Annotated in this window: 16 protein-coding genes; all 16 read right to left on the reverse strand. The window is 31.8% G+C overall.

Going from position 1 to position 18,763, the window contains the following annotated elements; genetic code table 11:
* Positions 1-26 precede the first annotated feature (26 nt).
* Positions 27-506 carry an NfeD family protein gene (locus BBG48_RS02300; protein ID WP_068914174.1) on the reverse strand — a complete coding sequence of 160 codons (480 nt, stop codon included), beginning with the start codon at positions 504-506 and terminating at the stop codon, positions 27-29.
* A gap of 68 nt (positions 507-574) precedes the next feature.
* Positions 575-1,285 carry a YebC/PmpR family DNA-binding transcriptional regulator gene (locus tag BBG48_RS02305; protein WP_068914173.1) on the reverse strand — a complete coding sequence of 237 codons (711 nt, stop codon included), beginning with the start codon at positions 1,283-1,285 and terminating at the stop codon, positions 575-577.
* A gap of 198 nt (positions 1,286-1,483) precedes the next feature.
* Complete coding sequence (locus BBG48_RS02310) at positions 1,484-2,476, reverse strand: flagellin N-terminal helical domain-containing protein (protein WP_068914172.1); 993 nt, start codon at positions 2,474-2,476, stop codon at positions 1,484-1,486.
* Positions 2,477-2,755 carry an EscU/YscU/HrcU family type III secretion system export apparatus switch protein gene (locus tag BBG48_RS02315; protein ID WP_274541822.1) on the reverse strand — a complete coding sequence of 93 codons (279 nt, stop codon included), beginning with the start codon at positions 2,753-2,755 and terminating at the stop codon, positions 2,477-2,479.
* Positions 2,756-2,813: 58 nt separating this feature from the next.
* Positions 2,814-5,357, reverse strand: coding sequence for a DUF6240 domain-containing protein (locus BBG48_RS02320; RefSeq protein ID WP_068914171.1), 2,544 nt, complete (start codon positions 5,355-5,357; stop codon positions 2,814-2,816).
* Between the two features lie 186 nt (positions 5,358-5,543).
* The gene (locus BBG48_RS02325; protein ID WP_068914170.1) at positions 5,544-7,049 is read right to left on the reverse strand and encodes a DUF1846 domain-containing protein; all 1,506 of its coding nucleotides are present in this window, start codon (positions 7,047-7,049) and stop codon (positions 5,544-5,546) included.
* Positions 7,050-7,053: 4 nt separating this feature from the next.
* Complete coding sequence (locus BBG48_RS02330) at positions 7,054-7,695, reverse strand: regulatory protein RecX (RefSeq protein ID WP_068914169.1); 642 nt, start codon at positions 7,693-7,695, stop codon at positions 7,054-7,056.
* Positions 7,692-9,011: a ribosome biogenesis GTPase Der gene (gene der, locus BBG48_RS02335; protein ID WP_068914168.1), complete on the reverse strand. Its 1,320-nt coding sequence runs from the start codon at positions 9,009-9,011 to the stop codon at positions 7,692-7,694. Before der ends, BBG48_RS02330 begins: the two co-directional genes overlap by 4 nt.
* Before the next feature lie 106 nt (positions 9,012-9,117).
* On the reverse strand, positions 9,118-9,594 hold the full coding sequence (gene nrdR / locus BBG48_RS02340) for a transcriptional regulator NrdR (protein WP_068914167.1): 477 nt from the start codon (positions 9,592-9,594) through the stop codon (positions 9,118-9,120).
* A gap of 8 nt (positions 9,595-9,602) precedes the next feature.
* Positions 9,603-10,784, reverse strand: a complete 1,182-nt coding sequence (gene ftsZ / locus BBG48_RS02345) for a cell division protein FtsZ (protein WP_068914166.1) — start codon at positions 10,782-10,784, stop codon at positions 9,603-9,605.
* Positions 10,785-10,924: 140 nt separating this feature from the next.
* On the reverse strand, positions 10,925-11,653 hold the full coding sequence (locus tag BBG48_RS02350) for a cell division protein FtsQ/DivIB (protein WP_068914165.1): 729 nt from the start codon (positions 11,651-11,653) through the stop codon (positions 10,925-10,927).
* Complete coding sequence (gene murG / locus BBG48_RS02355) at positions 11,650-12,738, reverse strand: undecaprenyldiphospho-muramoylpentapeptide beta-N-acetylglucosaminyltransferase (RefSeq protein ID WP_068914164.1); 1,089 nt, start codon at positions 12,736-12,738, stop codon at positions 11,650-11,652. Before murG ends, BBG48_RS02350 begins: the two co-directional genes overlap by 4 nt.
* Positions 12,735-13,895: a putative lipid II flippase FtsW gene (gene ftsW, locus BBG48_RS02360; RefSeq protein ID WP_068914163.1), complete on the reverse strand. Its 1,161-nt coding sequence runs from the start codon at positions 13,893-13,895 to the stop codon at positions 12,735-12,737. The genes murG and ftsW overlap by 4 nt, the downstream gene beginning before the upstream one ends.
* Before the next feature lie 8 nt (positions 13,896-13,903).
* On the reverse strand, positions 13,904-15,256 hold the full coding sequence (gene murD, locus BBG48_RS02365) for a UDP-N-acetylmuramoyl-L-alanine--D-glutamate ligase (protein WP_068914162.1): 1,353 nt from the start codon (positions 15,254-15,256) through the stop codon (positions 13,904-13,906).
* A 73-nt stretch (positions 15,257-15,329) separates the two neighbouring features.
* Complete coding sequence (locus BBG48_RS02370) at positions 15,330-16,019, reverse strand: YoaK family protein (protein ID WP_068914161.1); 690 nt, start codon at positions 16,017-16,019, stop codon at positions 15,330-15,332.
* Between the two features lie 12 nt (positions 16,020-16,031).
* On the reverse strand, positions 16,032-18,674 hold the full coding sequence (alaS, locus tag BBG48_RS02375) for an alanine--tRNA ligase (RefSeq protein ID WP_068914160.1): 2,643 nt from the start codon (positions 18,672-18,674) through the stop codon (positions 16,032-16,034).
* Positions 18,675-18,763 lie beyond the last annotated feature (89 nt).

The following is an 18,763-nucleotide window of genomic DNA, read 5'->3' on the forward strand; positions in this document are numbered from 1 at the left end:
TTCCCTCCATATTAATGTAAATAAGTTTAAACTTCTCTTACAATTAAAATATATCCTTTATTGCCTATAACCTCTACATTTTTGCCCTTTTCAATGAATTTATTGTTGCTCATTGCATCATAAACAATCCCATCCTTTATAACTTTACCGGACGGTCTCAAAAAAGTATCTACTGTCATAATTTCACCCAAATGATTATTATTTTCCTTTGAAGAAGTAAAGCCTTCGTTAGATTTTAGAGACTTACTTAAAAATAAAGTATTTTCCATAAATTTCGGAGGTACTTTGTTTATAGCCTTATAAATCAATATAAATAGGATAAAGAATATAAACAATGCCATGAAAACCGAAATCACTAAAAATACTACACCATATGGCGTATTAAGTAATGCTACAGAAGATACTAGCATCAATGCAGCTCCGGAGATGCCAAAAACACCAAAGCCGGGTATAAATATTTCAATACCAATTAATATTAAACCAATAATAAATAGGATTAGCCACATATATACCACCTCTTAAATTTATATGACTATCTACATCCATAAAATAACAAACGGTTCTCCAATTTTATTTATTTTATATTATAGTAAACATTTTGCACATCGTCATCTTCTTCTAATTCGTCTAAAAGTTTTTCAAGCATTTTTTCCTGACTTTCATCAATTTGAGCATAAGTTGCAGGGATTAGTTTGACATCTGCGGACAATAATTCATAGTTAGCGTTTGTTAATGCATCTTTTACTTTTGGAAAATCCTTTGCCTCGGTATAAATAACATAACAATCGTCTTCAGTTATAAAATCCATAGCTCCAGCGTCTAAGGCTACTTCCATCAATTCATCCTCAACTACGCTGTCTTTTTTTTCTACTAAAATTTCACCTTTTCTATCAAACATGAAAGAAACTGAACCTGTAGTTCCCAAATTGCCACTATGTCTATCAAAATAGTGTCTTACATTGCCGGCTGTTCTGTTCTTGTTATCTGTTAAAGTTTCTACTATCATAGCAACTCCGCCAGGACCATATCCTTCATAAGTAATGGACTCATAGTTTTCAGAGTCATCCCCGCCTGCACCTTTTTTTATAGCTCTTTCTATGTTATCATTAGGCATATTTTCTGCTTTAGCCTTATCTATAGCATTTTTAAGAGATGGATTGTATTCAGGGTCAGCTCCACCCTCTTTTGCGGCTACTGTTATTAATCTTGCATATTTTGTGAAAATCTGAGCTCTTTTAGCATCTTGTTTTCCTTTTCTGTTTTCTATAGTGTGTAAACGTCCCACTATAATTCCTCCTTAATAAATTCTTTTAGTTTTATTTATATTATATCATAACTTATTGATTTTATCACAAATTATTAAGAAAGTAAATTAAATATATTTGTGCATAATATTCAAAATATATTTAATGCCAAGGTAGATGCACGTTCTTGTGCATTTATCTTGGCATTACTGATTTATTTTTATAATTTAAAGCAAAAATTAATTATCTAGTAATTTTAATACTGATTGTGGTATTTGATTTGCTTGGGCAAGCATTGATGTACCGGCTTGCTGTAGAATGTTAAATTTAGTAAATTCTGTCATTTCCTCTGCAAGGTCGGCATCTTCTATTCTAGACATAGCTTGTGTGATATTTTCGTTGGTGCTGTCTAATGTAGCAATAGTTTTTTCAAATCTGTTTTGCACTGCTCCTAACTGTGACCTGATTTCGGATACTTTTGCTATAGCAGCGTCATAAGCACTTATAGCAAGACCGGCACTTTCTTGGTCTGTTACGTCTATGGCAGCTTCGTTTGCTTCATTTGGTGTTACGGTGGTATCGATATCTTTTGGATTGTAAAAATCTGTTAGTCCACTCTTTTTTGTAAATTTTAATTTTGAGTTATTAATTGCATTAGGGTTGTTTGTCCTGTCACTTCCGTCAGTACCTTTTTTGCCTGAAATCCCTAAATTAAAGGCTGATATTTCTTCAAGTGGTATACCCATTAGCTGATTTTCATTTGCTCCGGATTGTAAATCTAAATTCATTGTTGGCTTATAATTGCCATCTTCGTCTATATTTTTAAATATTTTATTTTTGTTAAACTCTGTGGTCTCTCTCATTTTATTTACTTCTGAGGTAAGCTGGTCGATTTCTTTTTGTATTGCCTCTTTATCTTCCAATTGGTTTGTTCCATTTGCTGCTTTTACTGCTAATTCTCTCATTCTTTGGAGCATATCGTGGATTTGGTTCATAGCTCCGTCTGCTGTTTGTATCAATGATACTCCGTCTAGTACGTTTTTTGATGCTGTCTTTAGCCCTTGTATTTGCAGTGCCATTTTTTTGGATATGGCATATCCTGCTGCATTATCTGCTGATGAATTAAGCTTTCTACCTGATGAAAGTCTTCTTAAAGCTGTTGTTTGTGCTCTAGAGGTCTCATTCAAATTCACTATTGATGTTAATGATGATATATTTGTACCTAGTCTCATTTACTTCCTCCCATTATTTTTATCAACTGTCTCAACATATTTTAGTACCTTTGCTACTATCTCGTATAGCTCGACTGGTATTTCATCACCAATGCTAAGAGCCATCAAATCTTTGAGCAAATCTTCGTCTATATATTCTTTTATGCCTGATTGTCTAGCTTTTTCAAGCATATTTTCAGCTACATAGCCCTGCCCTTTAGCATTTACTATAGGAGCACTCATTTTTTCGTTATATTCTAGGGCTACAGCTTTTTTAATGTTGTTTTTATAATTAGCCAATGTTCTCTCTCTTTAAATAACTATGTTATATATCGTTATATAAACCTAAAACTTTAAATTAAATTGTAAAATCTATCATTGTGTTGGACTCTTTTACATTTTCTTCTATAAAGGCTAATTTAGCTTTGTTGTCAGGTGATATTAAGTCTACTAAATTTAGCTCATATCCGCCATCGGATAAAGAAGTATCTAGCATATTTATGCTTTGTCTTAGCTTTGAAATAGATGTATTTTCTGCTGATATTTTAAGTGACAGCTTTTTACCATTGGCTTTTATATAAAATCCAACTTTACCAAGATTTTTTGTATTTAAATCTATAAGTACGCTCATATCATCAGGGTCAATCTTGCCTTTGGCATTTTTTTTAGTTTTTGCATACACATTGGCATTTGATTGGTCTCCATTCATGTAGAAAGGTATTTGTAACATTTCGTCTTGCTTTGTGAGCATTCTTGTTTGTCTTATTTCGTCTGTTAAATTTTTTAGATATTCATTAATTTGCGGTTTATTTGGACTATCTGATGTCTCCAATGATTTTTGTATATTTTTTATTTCGTTGTTTATTGCCAAAATGTTATTTTGAAGTTCGTGTCTAAATTCATGTGTGTCGTTTACGTTAAATTTTTCAATAACTTTTTTTAGTCTAGTAATAATATTTTGAGTAAATGAATCAGGATTTAATTTTTCCAACTCACTTAATTTGTCAAAATAACTATATGTGTTGGTTGAAATCTCCATTGATTTTTTAAAGTTAGAAAAGGTAAACTCTGAGTTTGAAACTACAAGTCTTGAGATTGACTCGTTTTCACTGTAGGTATCTACATTATTTCCTATAATTCTTTCTGTTTGTCTAAATATTTGATTTTGTGTACTGACTATTTCGCTAACTACCCTTATATCAGAATTATATGGGTCTACTCCGTCTTGCATCATAAGTCTAATATGGCTAGCTCTCATATTTTGTTTCAAGTAGTCATAATGATTTTGTATATCTTTTTTTGCAAAAGATATTTCTTGATATTGGAAATCATATTCTAATTGTTTGTAAGTATCTTCATTTTGGAGCTCATTCATTTTGAAACTGGTATTAACCAATCTGCTTAACGAATGTAGTGATATTTTGCTATTTAATGGATTTATTTGGTCAAAGTCTATCTTGTCAACAGAACTTAACACCAATGCCGATTTTGTAATGACTGCTGACTTATAATCTAAAACCTTGGTGGAATAATGGCTACCGAATAATTTATCATATAAGTCCTGCCCAATAAGCTTTGATGACAAGACTGATTTAACTTTGTAATTTGTGATCAGGCTGTTATCTTGCTGAATTTGTTTTATTGCATCAATCAATATTCCGGCTGAATCAAGCTCGTCTTGAGAAAAATCTAAATTTTCTGAAGCGTTTAGGTTTTGCATAATTGCGTTGATTTGGGCAAGTAACTGTTTTAAGTCCATTGAGGACATATCCATATCTTGCCCTATAAGAATTGCTGCAATATTTTTATCCAATTTTTCAGCGATTTCACTTATTGTAGCTTTTATATCATAAACCATATCAAGATTTTCTTTTGATACGTCCATTGAATTTTTAATTAGTAATTTTGCAGTATCTATGTCTTTTTTATCAAATCCAAGCTCTTTCAATAGCTTTTCTATTTGAGGTGTTAGAGTCTCTATTTCATCATCAGTTGGTGTCTTTGATATAGATAATTTAGATAAATTTGAATTTTCAGATATTGTCACTGCATCTAGCTTTGAACAACTAATGAAGTTTTTTACCTTGTATAATAAATCAATTGAAATTGTATTGGTTCCCGAATTCATTGCATCTATTACATTTTTATCATCAATACCTTTAATATCATTGAGCTTAGAAAAGGAATCATACATTGAGTCTATATTTTCCCTTGTAATTTCTACTCCATTATTTTTCAATGCTATGATGATATCGTAGACGTCCTTGCCCATTTTACTATTATAAATGTCGTTTGCAATTTTTCTAGCTTCATCGTATTTTTTAGTTGAATCCTTTTCTGATACCCTTGCATGAAATTCTATGGTCTCATTTTTCATTTTTTTAGATAAATCAAAGATTGACAAATTTGATATGGAATTATCAGCTAAAAGCTTAGCTAATATATCCATATTTAGCTCAGATTTCACATCATTAATACTGTTTTTAAGCGTGACAAATTTCAAAAGATTTTCTTTAGTCAAAGGTACATCATATTTTTTTAGTGCCTCTGCCCCTTCTAGATTTTCTTTTGACTTTTCTACGTCCATTTCCTCAAGCTTTTTTTCTAATTCCTCTTTATGCTCCTTTTGAGCTTTTATTTGGTCATCGCTAATTTTTACTATTGTTTCAATTTGAGATTTTTTAATTTGCAAGGTTTGTCCACTACTTACATCTAAGTTTATCTTAGTTGTGATATCATAGATACTTTTATCAGATGTTTGCATTCGGATTTTTTTACCATTTTTATCCAAAATTGTGCCACTAAAAGAAAAATTAGAGGCAGAGTTATCCTGATAAGCCTTTAATAGGTCAATATTAGAGTCTTGTTTTATATTCTGTTTTGGAGATAATATATTTATCATATTTTTCCTCATTGTTAAATATTAAGCTTTACAAGATATTTATCGGAAAAAAGTCTATATTTATTAAGGCTTATGTATAATAATTAAGTAAAATACAAAAAATCGAAAATAATCTAATCAAAGAAAATAGCATTTCAGCCAAAATTCTTCAATCAGATAATTTTCGATTTTTTTGATTAAGTATAATTATAGATTATAAAACAAATTATTATCTGCAAAGACTGGGTCGCACGTCACATCTACACCTAATTTTGAAAACATCTGTTCATCGCTGGAGCTGATTATACAGGTTGAGTGAGCTTTACAGAAACGTAAGTTCTTTATCTTTGAAAGTGCTTTTTCTGCCATTGTATTTGTTGCTGCACATATACTTAAAGCTATCAAAACTTCTTCCATATTCAAGGTCTTGTTTCCCATTAAGTCAGTTACTTTTTTTAATTCTGTAATAGGAGTTAAAACCAAAGGGGCAAGTAGCAGCATATCATCATCAATATTTGCAAAATATTTTAGAGCATTTAATATAAGTGCTGCTGATGCCTCCATAATATTTGAGGACTTTCCTGTCAAAATTGTGCCATCTGTAAGCTCAATAGCCATTGCGTGTTTTGAATTGTCGTCTGTACCGGCATTTATAAGTTCAGCTTTTTTTCTAGCAGCAACTAAAGACTTTCTATATTCTTCATTTATATCAAGGCTTTGCATCAGTATTTTTAATCTGTCCACCATATCTGAATCGCAGCTGCCCTTAACATAATCTACTTTTGCCAGTAAATATCTCCTAATTACCTCTTGTTTGCTTGCCTCTCGGACTACTTCATCATCGACTATACCGTCTTTAATTCTATTTACGCCCATATCTGTAGGGGATTTATAAGCCTTATCTTCTCCTGTTATTTTGTTAAGCATTGTCCTTAACAGTGGGAAACTCTCCATATCTCTGTTGTAATTTACAGAAACTATATTATAGGCATCCATGTGGAATGAATCTATTACATTGACGTCCTTTAAATCTGATGTAGCAGCCTCATATGCTACATTTATAGGATGTTTAAGTGGTAAATTCCATACCGGGAATGTTTCAAACTTTGCATAGCCTGCACTGTTACCCATAGCAAATTCATGATATACCTGAGATAAACAGGTACCAAGTTTACCACTGCCCGGACCTGGTGCAGTAACTACAACTATAGGTTTTTCGGTCTTGATGTACTCATTTTTACCGTAGCCTTGTTCACTTACAACAGTTTCTACATCTGTTGGGTAGCCTGCTGTGGATTTGTGTTTATAGGTTTTTATGTTTCTTCTTTCCAATTTTTTTATAAATGTATCAGTTGTAGGTCTTTCTTCATATCTTGTGATAACTACAGAATTTACCTGAAGATGGAATGCCCTTAAATCATCAATTAACCTAAAGACGCCAAGCTCGTAACTTATGCCGGAATCTCCAATTACTTTACTGTTTTCAATGTGTCCGCTATAAACACAAATTATTACTTCTAATTTGTCTTTTAAGCCTTGTAATAGTTTTATTTTGGTGTTTTCACTATATCCCGGCAAAACTCTCATGGCATGGGTGTCATGTAAAAGTTTACCGCCAAACTCCAAATATAACTTATCAAACTGATTAACTCTTTCTAATATATGTTTAGACTGTAACTCAAGATATTTTTTTTCATCAAAACCTTTTTTCATACTATTAATCCTCGTCAATATTTTTAAGTGTTTTCCTAATTGCCTTGTTTATTATCTCATAATCAAAACCCCTATAAGATAATGTGGAGCGTAGCTTTCTTTTTATTTCCTCAGTGTCAGCATTTCTAAGACTTCTTAATTTTTTTTCAGCGTAAAAAAGTGCTTTTTCAAGCTCTTCATCGTTGTCTATATCTGAAGTTAAATCAGAAATAATCTCACTGCTTATACCCTTTTGCCTAAGAGTATTTTTAATATGTCTTTTGGAATATTTATTTTTTCTAAATTTACCTTCCATCAAGCTTTTTGCTACTAATTCTTCATTTATTAAATTTTTTTCTTTAATAAAATCCAGTGCAAATTCAATTGAGTCTTTTGAAAATCTTTTTTCAAAAAGTTTTCTTCTTAGCTCTGTCAAAGTTTTTGCACTATATCCAAGGCTTTTTAGTGCGTAATCCTTGGCAAGAAGGTTCTCATTTTCTAACAAAACTTTGGATAATTCTTCGCTGTCTATTTCATCCAGCTTGTATATTCCAGATTTATAAAGAGCCTCTTTATGGATTTGGATTTTTTCTTCTTTATAATTTTTTAAGTAAAGATTAAAATTTCCATTTCTCTTTTTTGTAATTTTTTTTATTTCGTAGGTCATTTGCCTTGACTCTTTTCTCTTCCAATTACTTTAATTGGTGTACCAACAAAACCAAAGCTTTCTCTAATTTTATTTTCTAAATACCTCTTATAAGAAAAATGAAATAATTCTAAATCATTGATAAAGAACACAAAGGTAGGCGGCAAAGTTCCAACCTGCGTAGCATAATAAATTTTAAGCCTTTTACCCTTGTCAGATGGTGGCTGATTTAGCATTACAGCCTCACCGACTACGTCATTTAATACCCCTGTAGTCAATCTCTTGTTGCCCTGTTCGTAAACTTCATTAATTCTTTGTGTTATATTAGAAAGTCTTTTGCCTGTTTTTGCAGATATAAATTCTATTGGAGCATATTGCATATAGGCTAATTTATTTCTAATTTCTTTGGTATATTCATTAATGGAGTTGTTATCTTTTTCTATGGTATCCCACTTATTAACTACAATAATTGCACATTTTCCATTGTCATGAGCAACGCCTGCAATCTTTGTGTCTTGGTCTGTAATTCTAGTTTCGGCATCTATAACAATTAGCACTACATCAGCTCTTTCAACTGAGCTGAAAGCTCTTAACATTGAATATTTTTCGATGTTTTCATAGATTTTACTTTTTTTTCTAAGTCCTGATGTATCAATGAATGTGTACTCCACTCCATCAATCTCACATTTTTCGTCTATGGCATCTCTTGTAGTGCCGGCAATTGGAGAAACAATACTTCTATTTTGCCCTACCATGGCATTTAATATTGATGATTTACCAACATTTGGTTTACCAATTATTGCAACTTTTATAGAATTATCATCAATTTCCACTTCATTTGTTTCAGGGAAAAGTTCAACTATTTTGTCAAGCATATCGCCCAATCCCAAACCTTGAACTGACGAAATGGCGTACATATCATCAAACCCAAGCTTATAGAAGTCATAATAATCATCCGGTAGATTGGAATTATCAACCTTATTTACTGCAACAACAACTTTTTTTTGAGATTTCCTAAGTATATTTGCTACATCAAAATCTTGGTCTAGCGGTCCTGTCCTACCGTCTACCACAAAAAGTATTACATCTGCAACTTCAATAGCTATTTTAGCCTGTTCCAACATCATTGACGGTATTAATTCATTAGATGTTGAGTCGATACCGCCTGTGTCTATCAAAATAAAATCATTGTCAAGCCAAGTTGCCTTTTGGTATATCCTATCTCTAGTTACACCCGGAGTATCTTCTACAATAGAAATTCTCTCTCCTACAAGTCTATTAAACAGAGTGGATTTTCCGACATTTGGTCTTCCAACTATAGCTACAGTATTTTTCATAAATTTACCTTTTATAAAATAATAATTTTTTTACAACTAGCATTTAAATCTGTAATTTTTATAAAATCTAAAAAACCTACAGTTTTCCCATAGGTTTTCTTAGTTTTTAATTATCTCTAGATTTTTCGTTTTCTTCTTTTTTTAGATTGTCTAATTCTTCAAAAAAACTGTTAATGTCCTTAAACTCACGATATACAGAGGCAAAACGAACATAGCTAACTACATCTAAGTTCCTTAGTTTTTGTATTACTAATTCACCAATTTCCTTACTGGGTACTTCTTTATCATATTTTGTGAGTAATTCTCTTTCGATTTCATTAACTATATCTTCCATTTGTTTAGCCGTTACAGGTCTTTTTCTGCATGAACGCATAATACCTTGGAGGATTTTTTTCTTGTCAAAAAATTCTCTAGTATTATCCTTTTTTATTACAATAATGCTAGCCTCTTGAATGACTTCAAATGTGCTGAATCTTTTGCCACATTTCTCACATTCTCTTCTTCTTTTTATTGAGTTGTCCTGATAAATATGCCTAGAGTCTATAACCTTTAATTGACTACTTCCACAATATGGACAGTGCATAGCTCACCTTATTTTCTTCTGTTTTTTTTCAAAAAGTCAGGAATTTCCAAGCTGACTTTCGCATTCTTTTCTTTTACTTCGTCAATATTTTGTATCGTATTTTTAGAATTATCATCGTTTAAATCTAAGTCAATGTCCAAATCGTCCAAGCTAGGTCTAGTAATTCGATTTACAACACCTGTTTCGATATCATCAACATTAACTGTTTTTCTCTTTATAACAGAGTCTATCCCAGTAGCAATGATGACAAGTGAAAGCTCATCACCCAACTCATCAGAATAGGAACTACCTGTAATAACATGGTCTGACTCGTGTTCGTCATTTTCTCCCATAGCATCTCTAATGAAGTCACCAATCAAGCCAAATTCTTCAATGGTAAAGGAGTCCTTTGTAGCTGCTACATTCACAAGAATATCTGTAGCTCTTTCTATAGATGTTTCCAGTAATGGAGATGTTATAGCTTGTTTAGCAGCCTCAATGGCTCTGTTTTCACCTTTAGCCGTACCAAAGCCTACATGACATACACCCTTATTTTCCATAACAGTTCTAATGTCGGCAAAGTCTAAATTAATTAAGCCATTAGAAGTAATTAAATCTGTAATACTTTTTACAGTTTTCGCTAGAACTTCGTTCCCTTTTTTAAAGGCATCTGCTAGTGAAGTACCTTTTGGACAAATTTCTAAGATTTTATCATTTGGTATTACCATTATAGAGTCTACATTTTTCTTTAATTCTTCTAGACCTTCAATAGCAACTTTATGTTTATTTCTACCTTCAAATTGGAATGGTAAAGTGATGACACCTACAGTTAGTGCACCGGCCTCCTTAGCTATTGAGGCTACTACCGGAGCTGCACCTGTACCTGTTCCTCCACCCATACCTGCTGTAACAAAGACCATGTCAAACTTACTTACTTGTTCTTTTATTAATTCAGCTGTTTCTTCAGCAGCCTTTTTACCAACCTCCGGTTTAGAACCAGCACCTAGACCTCTAGTTAATTTTTCACCAAGTTGTAGTACATTGTCACACTTGGAATTATGTAGAGCTTGATTATCTGTGTTAGCTACAATATACTCTACTCCCTTTATGTCGTCTTCAATCATTCGGTTAACGGCATTCCCACCGCCACCGCCTACACCAATTATCAGAATTTTAGCACTTTCATCTTTTATATCTTGTGCAAGCTCCATCTTTACCTCCAAAATTTGCTATATCAGATATAATTAAAAAATTATATCGAAAATTCTATTCAAAGTTACACATATTAATAATACCAACAAATCAAGATTTCGTCTATATTAAATTGAAAATTTTTACGATTTTTTATTTTTTACTCAAAATATACCGGGTCAGTATCAAATCTCATATCAATTGTTCCCTTTGTTTTTCCCTTTTTAGACAAATCTAAGAGAATTTGATTTAATAATTTCATTTTGTACTGCAAATTATTCAAATTTCCAAATTGAACTTTTATTCCAATATTTGTCATCATTGTAATGTCATCGTATTTTGCAAGATTGATGTATGAAATATTTTCCAATAAATTTAATGATGAAGTTGATTTAATTATTTCTAAAATATTTTCCAATTCGTCTTGATTTTTAACAGGAATTAATTGTTTTAATTTTACATTTTCAATCTTTATCCCACTAATCAAAGGTTTTATAATTTGCTCTTCTTTTTGCACAATATTTAGTGCTAACGCATCCTCGTCTATAATCACATACCCTCCAGTTACAGGTATACTTGCTACAGGAGTATATTGCTGGACACTAATAACTATTTCTGATGGGAAACGCCTTTTTACATCTGCGGATTTTATATATTTGTCAGTGCTGATATTTTTTTCAATTAGATTTTTATCCAACAAATAGATATTTTTACTCATATCTATATTGGCTAATTTTAGAATGTTATCTTTTTTTATATCATTTTGTCCAATAATAGTGACTTTCTTTACTGGAAATAATCCGGAAAACAGGTAAATAAGTATCAAAGCTATTAGTAGTACAAAAGATATACCAAGTATCTTTAAAAGCTTTTTAAATCTATTTTTCATTTTAAATTCGCTTGTGTCATTGTATCAAAAATGATTTTACAAGCATCACCTTTATATAATTTTGAAGAGTTTTGAGACATCGTATTTAGCGCATTTTCATCAAAAATTATGTTTCCTACTTTTTCACTCAAAAGCTCGGGGGTAAGCATTTTTTCTAATATACAATACCCGGCTTGAGAATGTTGTATCATCATCGCATTATATTCTTGATGGTTTTCAGCGGTATATGCTTTTGGTATGGCTATAATTGGCTTTCCAAGATAGGTTACCTCTGATAAGGTGCTTGCTCCTGCTGAGCAGATAATCAAGTCACTAGCCATCATGTAATCACCAATACCATTTATATACTCATAAATTTCAAAGTAAGGATAGTCGGCTTCAATTTTTGACATTAAATCTTCTTTATTGCCTTTTCCGCAAACGTGTATTAGCCTTAGGTTATTATTTTTACAAAATTCGACAAAGTTTGGTATACAGTTGTTAAGACTGTCAGAGCCTCCAGAACCTCCAATGGATAGGATTATTTTTCTATCATCAACAATGCCAAGATTATTTTTTGCAGTTAGTTTATCGTTTTTAAATTCTTTAGTTCTAACCGGATTTCCTGAAACAACAGAATTTTTTTTAGGATATCTTTTTTTTGCTTCATCAAAGCCGTAAAAAATATAATCAACTTTACTAGACAGAATTTTATTTGTCATACCCATGAATACATTAGCCTCTAATATAGCTGTTTTTATCCGTAGTGTTGTGGCTGCATAAACTACAGGGCCTGTAACATATCCTCCTGTACCTATTACTATATCAGGTTTAAACTTTTTCATCAGGTTTCTCATTTTGACTATAGATTTTAAGCTTTTTAATACCCTTTTTCCATTTTCAAGGGAAATTTGTCTTTTAAAACCAAGCACATCAATAGCGGTGTATTCATAATCGTAATTTAATAATATTTCATTTTCTATACCATATTTTCCACCAACATACAAAATCTTGGTATCAGGATTTTGCTTTTTAAAATAGTCCGCAATTGCAAGAGCTGGATAGATGTGTCCTCCAGTTCCTCCTCCAGTAATTATTAGGTTCATTTGATTTTTTGCAGTGCCTTTCTATTTTTTGAAATATTAAGTAATATTCCTATCATAAATAAGAACATCATGATAGAAGTTCCGCCGTAGCTAATAAATGGTAAACCTATGCCTGTATTTGGTACTAAGCCAGATACTACTGCAATATGCAAAAACATCTGAATTCCTATTAGTAGTCCAATACCTGATACAATCATCTTGGCAAAAACGTCTTCAACTGATATAAACAAGCTGAAAATCCTGTATATTAATACTAAAAACAATGCTATTAATAAAATACAACCTATAAATCCAAATTCCTCCGCATAAATTGAAAAAATAAAATCATTTTGCGGTTGAGGTATATAAAAATACTTTTGAGTGCTTTTCCCGTAACCCACTCCCATTAGATTTCCTGAGGCAATTGCAAGGATTGAGTTTACAATTTGATAGCCTTTACCTGTTACGTCATTAAACGGGTCAAGGTAAGAGTTAATCCTATCTTGTCTATATGCTGCGGATTTTGACATTATATAAGTTCCCAAAACCCCTGTTACGAATAGTACAAATGTATGAAAGTAACTCATACCACCAATAAAAAGCATTGCTATAGCAGTAATCATCAAAATTAGTCCAGCTGAAAGTGATGGCTGTATAAGAATTAGTAAGAATGTAATTCCAGCTAAAACCAACGGAATAATTATGGAGCTTGTTCTATTCATACGATTTTTATTTTGACTGATAAAATATGCAATAATGATGATAATAGCAAATTTTGAAAACTCAGATGTTTGAAATGACATAAATCCTAAATTTAGCCATCTTTTTCCACCACTTGATATAGTTCCAAGTGGAGTAAATCTAGTTATTACTAGCAGAAAAATGTTTAATCCATAAATATACCATGCGAATTTTTTATATAATCTATAATTTATTTTATAGCCAATAAATAGTGCAATTGTTCCTAAAATAACAAATTTAAATTGTTTTTTTAGGAAAAACATTGAGTCGTAATTGGAATTGCGGTCAAATTGAGCCTGAATGCTACTTGATGAATAAACCATAAGTAGTCCTATTAAGACCAGCATATAGGTCAAAAAGAAAATTATCCAATCCGCCTTGCCCTTTTTTTGTTTTAAACTCGCATTATTTTTTCTAATAGGTTCTGTTTGTTGCATAATTTACCTTATTCTTTTAATTCATTAACTAAACTGATAAAATCGTCGCCTCTATGCTCATAGCTCTTATACATATCCCAGCTAGCACAAGCCGGTGAAAGCAAGACATAATCACCCTCTTTGGCTAAAATATTACATATTTTAACAGCTTGACTTAAATTTTCTAAAACAATTATATCCTTAAATCCATATTTTATAGCAGTATCCAAGATTTGATATTTAGTTGTACCAAAAAGCACCAATTTTTTGACTTTGTTGTCAAAGTGCTTGATAAGCTCATCAAACTCTATATGCTTATCATATCCGCCGGCTATCAATATTATGTCTGAATTAATAGCCTCTAGTGCTTTAACAGTAGACATAACATTAGTACCCTTGGAGTCGTTTATATATTTAACTCCATTCAAAGTCCTAATTTCTTGCATTCTATGTTTAACCGATTTAAACTCAGCTATAGATTTTTTAATCAGCTCTGTTGGAATGCCGTCTAATAATGCAACTGTAACAGAGGCTAAAGTGTTTTCTATGTTGTGATTGCCTAAAAGATGGATATCTTCTCTTTTTATTACCAACTCATTTTTCCCATACAAGTTGTTTATTATTGCTCTTTGACAACTATCATAATACACACCGTTTTGTATTTTTTCTTTTTGAGAAAAATAAACGACCTGAGCCTTAACTTTGCTTAAATCTAAATCTATTTCGCTGTCATCCTTATTTAAAACTAAAAAATCTTCACTTGTCTGATTTTTTGTAATATTAAATTTTGCATTTTTATATTCCTGCATTGTTTTATGACGTTCTATATGGTCTGGAGTGATGTTTAAAATAACTGCGATATGGGGTTTAAAATCTATAATACTTTCTAATTGAAAGCTTGATAACTCAGTTATGAAAATTGAGTTTTCTTTCGCAGTCTTAGTAAAATTAAGCAAAGAAATCCCTATATTTCCTGCTACATAAGTGTTGCTTTCGTAGCTTTTATATATTTCACCAAGCATAGAGGTTGTAGTAGTCTTTCCATTTGTACCTGTTATACCGATATATTTTGCATCTTTTAATATTTCATAAGCAAGTTCAACTTCACCTGTTATAGGTACATTTCTATTTTTGAACTTTACTAAATAATCTGTATACAAGGAAATGCCCGGGCTAACATAAATTATGTCTACGTCCTCCTCACCTGTAGGATTTTTTCCTATATTTATATCTATATTTTCAAATTTGTCATATTTTTCAAACTTGGACTTATCAATATTTTCATTACTATCAAAGGCTATTATTTTTGCATTTTTATCAGCAAAATAGTCTAAAATAGATAATCCTGATATCCCAAGTCCTACAATACATATGTTTTTCATACGATACTCCAGCCATTTTTACAATACTTATTATAGCACACTTATAAATTCCAATAAAGTTGTTTATCAAATTCTACAATTCTTTGATAAATAAAATTAAACTTACTGTCAAAAATATACAGCAAATTATAATTAACTTTTCTTGTAAAATCGGAGCAAATAATGCACCAATTGCTGCACCAAGTGCAAAAACTAATATTACTAAAAAATAATGTATAGCTCTATGTCTTTCTAATTTATCATTTGTATGAACATAAGAAGTGAGTGCCTCTACACCACTTCTCATATTACCTATGCACATTGTACTTGCATAATTATACCCATTTATTTTTTTAAATGCTTGTATTTGCATTGAACAGCTCAGTGAAACCAAAGAATTCGCTATTATATTAAATTTTTGCGGAATAAATCCCACTACAAATAATATAAATATTTCTAATGCAAGCACCAATAATTTCCATACATTTTTATTCTTCGCTTGTACCTTTAGATTTATGGTTTGAGCTATAAATACACCAATACAAAAGGAAAGTAGTGGAATTAAATAGGATATGCTACCGCTAAAATTAGCTTGTATTATTTTTTGACTCATAAGCACTATATTCCCAGTTTGAGCGTTTGCGAACACTTTTCCCCTTACTATATAGCTGTATGAGTCTTGTAAACCGCCACATAACGTAATAAATATTACAAACAAGGCGTTTTCAGAAACATCTTCGTTGTGTTTATTTAAAAATTTACTAATTAATAGATTTTTTGACATGACAAATCATTCCTACATATTTTCAATAATAGCCTTTGCTTTAGATAATGCCTCATCAACCTTAGATATGTCTACTCCACCTGCTTGAGCAAGGTTCGGCTTACCGCCACCCTTACCGCCTGTAACTGCTGCAACCTCTCTAACTATATTGCCTGCGTGATATCGTGGGTTAAGCTTTTTATCTACCATACAAATGAACTTTAATTTGTTTTCTGTTGTATCTAAATTTGAAAAAACAACGATTGAAGACGGTGCTTTATCTATGATGTCTTGCATTATATTACGAAGTACATCATCTTGCACATCTTCATATTTTGTTGTCATAAGCTTAACATCTCCGATTGAAATAGCATTATTAATTATGTCCTCTAAGCTGCCCTTTGCAGAGTCATTTTGCATAGCTTTTAACTGTTTTGATAAAGTTTTGTTTTCATCAACTAAGGTTTCAATTCTCTTTGTCAATGCTTGCTTATTAGATTTAACTGCCATACTTACTTCTTCAATTATGTGTTCATTTTCTAACAGATAGTCATAAACTGTAAGCCCCGTTATAGCCTCTAATCTTCTAACTCCTGAAGAAACTGCTCCTTCAGAAACTATTTTAAACATACCTATTTGATTTGTATTTACTACATGAGTACCGCCGCAAAATTCCTTAGAAAAGTCTCCTATGCTTACTACTCTTACAATGTCACCATACTTTTCATCAAACAATGACATTGCTCCGGTTTCTTTGGCGTCGTTTATACCCATAACATCTGTATGAACATCTATTGACTCAAATATTTTTAAATTTACTATTCTTTCTACATCTTTAATTTGCTGTTTTGTAAGTTGTTCATAGTGGTTAAAGTCAAATCTTAGTCCTGTAGGAGATACAAATGAACCTGATTGGTTTACATGGTCGCCCAGAACCATTTTTAAAGCCTTGTGGAGTAAGTGAGTAGCTGTATGATTTCTCATAGTTGCAAGTCTATTCATTCTGTTTACTTGCAAATGAGCCAAATCTCCTTTTTTAACGCTTCCTCTTTCAACCTTTGCATGATGTACGAATAATCCACCGGTTGATTTTGTTACGTCATTAATTTTTATATCAAATTTATCATTGGCAGATAAAATTACACCCTTGTCTCCGACTTGACCTCCTGACTCAGCATAAAATGGTGTCTTGTCAAAAATCAGCATGATTTCGTCGCCTTCATTGGCTAAATCTACAAGATTGCCATTTAAAACTATATCTTGGATTTTGTTATCAGACTCAAGTGTATCATATCCTAAAAATTCTGTTTTTGAAACGCTTAGGTCAAGGTTAGTTATTTCATCCTTCCAGCCAACATCACTTCCTGATTTTCTTGAGTTTCTTGCAGTTTCTTTTTGGATTTCCATTTGTTGCTCAAAGCCTTTTGTATCTACCTTACAATTTTTTTCTTCAGCAATTTCTATTGTAAGCTCTAGTGGGAAACCGAATGTGTCATATAATTTGAATGCGTCCTCACCTGTAATGATTGAATTCCCATTACTAACAGCTTGGTCTATATATCCATTTAATATTTCAAGTCCACTTTCAAGTGTTTCATTAAATTTTTCTTCTTCAACGGAAAGTATTTTTATTATATGGTCATGGTTTTGTTCTAGTTCAGGATAACCATCTTTATATTCATTAATGACAATATTTGCTATATCGCTGATAAATTTACCTTGTATTCCAAGTAATTTTCCGTGCCTTAATGCACGTCTAGCCAGTCTTCTTAATACATAGCCTCTGCCTTCGTTTGATGGTATTATTCCATCGCTCACCATGAATGTAATAGCTCTTAGATGGTCTGCAATTATTCTTATTGAAACGTCATTTTTTGCGTTTTCGTTGTATTTTTTGTTTGATATTTCAGATATTTTATTTCTTATTGCAACCATTGTATCTATGTCAAATATTGAGTCAACTCCTTGCATGATGCAAGCCATTCTTTCAAGACCCATACCTGTATCTATATTTGGATGTTCCAATTTTTTTAGGCTACCGTCTGCTTGTTTATCAAACTGTGTGAATACTAAATTCCAAAACTCTAAAAATCTGTCGCCCTCACTGCCCGGCTTACATTCACCCTCACATGAGAAATTTTCTCCTCTGTCAATATATATTTCAGAGCATGGACCACATGGACCTTGTCCATTACCTATTTCCCAAAAGTTATCTTCCTTACCTAGACGAACAATTTTTCTTTCTTCTACACCTATCATGTCTTTCCATAGGTTGTAAGCCTCATCGTCTTCTTCGTAAACTGTAACCCAAAGTTTATCTTTGTCTAGCTTTAATACTTCAGTTACAAATTCCCATGCAAATGTTATTGCATCTTTTTTGAAATAATTACCAAACGAAAAGTTTCCAAGCATTTCAAAAAATGTAGCGTGTCTTAAAGTATGACCGATGTTATCTATATCTCCTGTACGAACACATTTTTGACAAGTTGTCATTCTGTGTGCCGGAGGTTCTTCTAGTCCCAAGAAGTAATTTTTTAATGGTGCCATACCTGCATTAATTAATAGCAAGCTTTTGTCATTCTTAGGCACTAGTGAAAAACTTTCTTGGACATAGTGGTCTTTACTTTTGAAAAATTCCAAATATTTTTTTCTAATATCATTTGCCTTCATATACATATAATATTACTCCTTAAAATAAAAATAATCCCCGATGTCATAAAACATCAGGGACGAATATATCGTGGTACCACCCTTATTCGCTCAAA

Origin of the sequence: Criibacterium bergeronii, assembly GCF_001693775.2 — a bacterium.
Taxonomy (GTDB): Bacteria; Bacillota; Clostridia; order Peptostreptococcales; family Filifactoraceae; genus Peptoanaerobacter; species Peptoanaerobacter bergeronii.